This is a genomic window from Frankia sp. AvcI1 (genome assembly GCF_001420875.1).
Taxonomy (GTDB): Bacteria; Actinomycetota; Actinomycetes; order Frankiales; family Frankiaceae; genus Frankia; species Frankia alni.
The window spans coordinates 227,284-232,979 of record NZ_LJFZ01000010.1 but is presented as its reverse complement, the minus strand read 5'-3'; the positions used below and the strand labels follow the sequence as shown (position 1 = coordinate 232,979).

The 5,696-nt window shown below is 71.1% G+C and carries 3 protein-coding genes and 1 pseudogene; 3 read left to right on the top strand and 1 reads right to left on the bottom strand.

What is annotated here, in order from left to right; translation table 11 throughout:
* Positions 1–912: 912 nt before the first annotated feature.
* Both UK94_RS50475 and UK94_RS13245 read left to right on the top strand, forming a co-directional pair.
* Positions 913–1,126: pseudogene (locus tag UK94_RS50475) on the top strand (cysteine hydrolase); the annotation flags it as partial.
* Between the two features lies 1 nt (position 1,127).
* Positions 1,128–1,632 (top strand): isochorismatase family protein (locus UK94_RS13245; protein WP_235487727.1); only part of this gene is annotated, 505 nt, incomplete at its 5' end.
* Here the strand turns inward: UK94_RS13245 and UK94_RS13240 are convergent.
* Positions 1,595–1,996: a hypothetical protein gene (locus tag UK94_RS13240; protein WP_011604071.1), complete on the bottom strand. Its 402-nt coding sequence runs from the start codon at positions 1,994–1,996 to the stop codon at positions 1,595–1,597. The two genes, UK94_RS13245 and UK94_RS13240, sit on opposite strands and share 38 nt — an antisense overlap.
* Positions 1,997–5,072: 3,076 nt before the next feature.
* Between UK94_RS13240 and UK94_RS13230 the strand changes: the two genes are divergently transcribed.
* Positions 5,073–5,648: a GNAT family N-acetyltransferase gene (locus UK94_RS13230; protein WP_055750065.1), complete on the top strand. Its 576-nt coding sequence runs from the start codon at positions 5,073–5,075 to the stop codon at positions 5,646–5,648.
* Positions 5,649–5,696: the final 48 nt, after the last annotated feature.

The window sequence follows — 5,696 nt, the reverse complement described above, 5'->3', positions numbered from 1 at the left end:
CCCCACCAGACACCCCGCCGCAACCCCTACACCCACCCACCCGACCTCCTCACCAGCGCCACCTGACAAGGGGTGGTCGGCCCAGCCCCCCACCCGACGCCTGCCCCGCCCCGCGGTCGAATCCCTCGCCGACGGCGCATCACGGAGTGACGGGACTCCGGTGGCGTCAAGATCGAGCCTGGCCGGACATCCGCGCGGATCCGTGCGGAGTCCCGGCGAGTCAGAGGACGGTGGAGGTGCGATGACCTACCGCCGTAGCAGCGGCGCCGGCCTTCGCTCCGACCGATCGCCATCCCGCCAGCCTGGCGACATCGGTGCTCCCCCCGTCCGAGCAGAAGCCCCAAGGGGCGGCCATCACCGATATCCACGCCCAGAACCGGCTAGTAGGCGAGGGTGCCCCAGGGGCCGGTGATGACTGTGCAGACCGGTGGGTCGGTAGGTCCACACCGTCCCCTCCTCGGCGTCCCCGGCCTGGAGGCGACAAAGGTGAGCTGGCCGCCGGCCCAGTCGGCGCCCTCCAGGCCGAGGAAGCGGGCGCCGCCGCGGGTCCGACCCTGGCTGTACATCGAAGCGGGGTGGGACTCGGCGTCCGGCGCGTCGGGGTGGTCGATATCGACCCAGGTCACCGGCAGGCACTCGCCGGCGCGCTGGCCGGTGGCGGTGTCGTAGGTCGGCTCGCCGCGCACGGCGAGCATCTGCAGCCGCCCGCTGGCCGCCGGCTTGCGGATCGACCACACAAGGCGGATGGACCACGGATCGACCACGGACGGACCGCGGCTGGCGTGGGGGCCGATCGCGGTTGGNGTAGAGCCGATCGCGGGGCGGACCCGTGACGCCGGCCATGAGCGTCGTCACTGACGATCAGTACCGCTCGTCGTTGGACACCTGCGGCCACCGCGGGCAGGGTCGATCGTGGCGGCTGAGGCGGCGACGGGCAACGAGCGACGGGCGACGGGCGACGGGGGGCCGGTGGATCCGAACCGGTGGGCGCTGCTCACCATTGACGTGCAGAACGACTTCGTCCGCGCGGATGGACCCGGCACGATCGCGGGCACCGAGGCCCTGCTGCCGGCGATGGCCCGCGCAGCCGCCGGTTTCCGCACGGCCGGGCTGCCGGTGTTTCATCNGGTCCGGCTCTACCTGCCAGACGGCTCGAACGCGGAGCGCTGCCGGCGCGCCTCGATCGCCGCCGGCCTGCGCCTGGTCTGCCCTGGCAGCGACGGCAGCCAGCTCCACCCCACGCTGGCGCCGCCAGGTGGTGGCGTGCGGCTGGACGAGCGTGCGTTGTTGGCGGGCGCCACGCAGCGGGTGGGCCCGCGGGAATGGGTCCTGTTCAAGCCCCGGTGGGGCGGGTTCTACGCGACCCGGCTCGCCGACGAGCTGCGCGCGCTGGGCGTCGGCACCGTGGCCGTGGTGGGCGCCAACTTTCCCAACTGCCCGCGGACGACCGTCTACGAGGCCAGCGAGCGCGACTTCGATGTCGTGGTCGTCGCCGACGCGATCTCCCGGATCTACCCGCGGGGACTGGCCGAGTGTCGCGACATCGGCGCCCGGGTGCTCGACACCGGCGAGCTCCTCGAGGCGCTTGCCGCCCTCACCGGTACGGCGGCCACGGCGTGGCCCGGCGGGTGAGGCCGTCCAGCAGCGCGGAGAGGCCAGTCGGGTCGGTGAGCACCGGGCGGCGGCCAGGGGAAGCCCGCCCGCGGCGGGCCGAGTCCCGGGCACAGGAGCACGGTGAGCGGCCCGGGTGTCGTCGCCGACACGAGCGGGGCGTAGGCGGCGCCCATCGAGTGTCCGACGACCATGACCGGCCACTGTCGTCCGCCCGGACGACGGGCAGAGCGACGGCGACGGCGACGGCGGCGCGGGCGCGCTCGGCGTAGGTCGCGGCGGGGTCGCCGAGCGGCAGGTCCGGCGCCAGCACCAGGTGCCCGCGGGAGCGCAGGTCGGCGACGACGTCGTCCCAGCAGGTCGGGTCGTGCCAGGCCGCAGGCAACAGGCAGACGGCCCCTTCCGGCCAGGGGCAGCCAGGGCGCCCGCCCGCCGGCACGGTCTCGGGCTCCCAGGCCCGCGGCCACACGCGATGACAGGGCTCGACCGCGGCAGGCCGTTGTCTCTCCGATTCGAGCACTCGGCGGAGTCGGTGGGCTGACGAACCAGCGCGAGCGGGCCACATCGCGACATTCGCACAACAGGTGAGCATCCATTGCTCCGTGTTGGCCGTACGGACATACCTCCAGACAATCCGACGTCGACCGCAAAGGTGTCGCGTTGTTCTGCACACTCCGGACGGTGGGTGACGCCGGCCGGATTGCGGCACCGCGGCCACCCCTCGCGGCGGGCCCGGCACGGCGGCGGTCAATCCGGTCGGGACAGGATCGTTCCGCGTTCCATGCATTCGAGCGAATCGTGACGACGGGCGGACNGCGCGCCNGAAAATCATCCGCCGGGAGGGCGCCACCGCGGACCCGCTTCCGCCGTGTACCTCACCAGCCCGCACTTCACCGACCTGGACCCTCAGCCGACCCGGATATCTCATCGGCCGCGCAATTCACCGACGCGCGCACCTCCACGCCTGCACACATCACCGACGTGCGCGGATCGCAGTCCCGCGCACGTCGCCGGCGCGGCACCCCCACGGGCCCAGCGCCTCATCGGGGCACCGCACCCCCTCGACCCAGCACTTGGCACGGCACAGTCACGGCACGGCTGCGGCCCGGCCCGACCCGGCCGGCCGACATCCGCGAACGCCGGCAGGTTACACAGAGCGACAAGTCAAGCAAGTCAGGCAAGACGGGCGCAACGGTCAGACAGCACACATCTGACAGACAACGCGGACCGGACGATTGTGCGCCCGATTGGGGGCCCCTGTGGTCACTTCGGGCCACGCGAGCCTGTCGTCCGGACTACTGGAGGAGTCCGGACGGGCTCTGGTGCCGACCGGCGATCCGTTCGGGGGTTGGGCCCCTCGGCGGGCGCTGGCGCTGCCACCCGCCGAGGGGCGGTGCCCCACCGCTCAGCGACCGCCGGTGCGGCGGCAGGGCACGATCCGGTAGCCGGCGATACCGGCGAGAGTGCGGGCGTGTTCCTCCGCGAGTTGGGCCTCTGACCAGCCAACGAGGGTCTCGACGGGACCGCCGTCCGCATCGAGCACCGTGATCGCGAAGTCCGACGCCCGCGGGCCCTGGGGCGGGATCCAGTGCCGACCCGGCCGACGGACCGGCAGGCTCCTCGGGGGTACCCGAATCGGGGAGGGACGGGGGGCCCGAGTGGTCGGTGTGCACGGACCACATCGGTAGTCGGCGTGCCGCCGGTATCGGGACCAAGGTCCCGTCGCGCCACCCGTCTGAGCCAGATTCGGCGGAATGTCCCCCCCATCCCGGGTAGACCCCGGCAGAGTCGAGGACGAATCACCCCCATCGGGGATCCGCGATGTGGCGTGCACAACCTCTTCGTCCCCGAGGGGAGGGGATACGGAACTCGGTATTCCTGCCGAAGGGCTCGATGGTGTCACGAAACCTCCTCGANACGGCGTTAACCGGATCACCGGTGCCGGGGGCACTCCCGCGGTACCCAACTGGGTGGCCCGGGCGTGCCTCGACTGGTGCCATGACACACTTCGACCCCAGCTCAGCGACAGAGTGCAATAGATGGGTGCTCGTCCCGCAAGGACTTGTTGNGCCCCTCGAAACGGATGCGGCCCGGAGGTTGACGGTGGAGGCTGAACGGCAACGCAATGATGCGCTGGACCAGCTGGCGACCATGCTCCAATCCCTGATCGGAGACAACGAGACCAATATCAGCAGACTCGCAGAAAGGACCGGATTCAAAAGGCAGCAGGTTTCCCGCGCGGTCAACGGCCGGGAGGTGCCTTCGCCGGACCTCTCCGACGCCCTGGATGTCGTTCTCCCGTGCGGGGGGGCAATCAGACGGCTGCGTGACGCCGCCGACCGCGAGAAGAGGGCGCGACGCCTCGGTGTCGTGCCCCCCATGAGAAAACCGACCGATGAATACGTTCCCGCACCGGAGGGGATGCTCGTAGCCAATGGTGCGCGGACGATCGACCAAGGGGTGATTTCCACGAACCGGCGAGAGTTCGCGGCCCTGCCCGCGCTGCCCGCCCTGTCCGCGCTGGCGGTCTCCACCCGCCAGCGCATCGAGACCGGCAGTGCCTCCGACCGCACGCTCGACGAGCTGGAGTCCGACGTCGACGAGATCGCCCAGGTCTACGGCTCCGCCCCGCACGCCGCCCTGCTCGGCGAGGTGGCCGGACGCTGGAAGCAGATCGAGGCGATCCTCGACGGCCGGATGTCCGCGGGCACCCGCAGCCGGGTGACCCTGCTCGGCGGCCAGCTCACCTACTTCCTCGGCCGGCTGGCCTTCAATACCGACGACTTCCGTTCCGCCCGCCGCTTCGCCGGGCTCGCCGGAACGTATGCGAATGAGATCGGTGAACCCGTTCTCATCATGTCGGTTGCGGCACTGCAGAGTTCCATCGCCTATCACACACAACGCTACCGCCAGGCCATTGCCGCGCTGAGCGTCGTCCGCCACGTGAATCATCCGTACATGGATGCCAGAATGGCCGCGTACGAGGCGCGGGCCTACGCGAAGGCGGGCGACAACGACAGCGCCCGGCGGGCGTTGAACCGGATGGAGGCGGCGNCCTGCTCGATGGCGCCGATGCCGGGAGAAACCCCGGTCGGTCCTGCGGCGGTCGCCATGTTCCGGTCCGGCGTCNCCATCACGATGGGCGATGCCGACATGGCTCGTGAATGGGCACCCATCGCGGTGGCGGGTTACCGCCGCAGAGGTGCCGACTTCACCGTCGAGGAATCGCACCACGCCTCCATGTCCGACGCCTCGCGGCATCTCATCGGTCCCGACCCGGAACCTGAGGAGGCGGCCCGCATAGCAATGCAGGTGATGGCGAGCGCACCGGCCGAACTAACCCACACCGTGAAATCACGGCTGCGGCAGTGCNCCTCCTCGTTTTCGCCGCAGCATCATCGACTGCCCGCGGTCTCGTCCTTTCTTGAGGCCTGCCGAACGCTGCCGGCCGGAACGCCGGTATGACGGCGACAAAGACGGTCGAAACGGCCATCCCGACGCTCACGACGGATCGCCTGACACTGCGTCCGCTCGACAGTTCCGACGTTCCCGATTTCGTCGAGATCTGGTCTGATGCCGAGTTCACCCGCTACATCGGGGGACGATGCGATCCGGACAGTGTGTGGCACGCGATGGCCGGCAACATCGGCTGCTGGGCACTGACCGGCGTCGGTCCCTGGGCGGTCGTGGAGCGGTCGACCGGCTCACTCGTCGGCCGCGCCGGGCTGTGGACCGAACCCGGCTGGCCCGGCATCGAGGCCGTCTGGTTCATCCGCCGCGACCGCTGGGGCCGCGGCTACGCCCGAGAGGCCGCGACCGCCGCCATCGGCTGGGTCTTCGCCCAGCGGCCGGACCTCGACGAGGTCGTGTCGGTCATCCTGCCGGAGAACACCGCCTCGGTCCGCGTCGCCGAGCACCTCGGCATGACCCCGCAGCGCCTGGAGTTCCTCCACGGCGAGGACCACGCCATCTACACGATCACCCGGACCGCCTGGGCAGCCGCCCTGCCCGCGCAGGCCGTACAGAACGCCCACTGACCGCACGCCGCACCTCGCAGCCCGCACGCCGCACGCCGCACGCCGCAC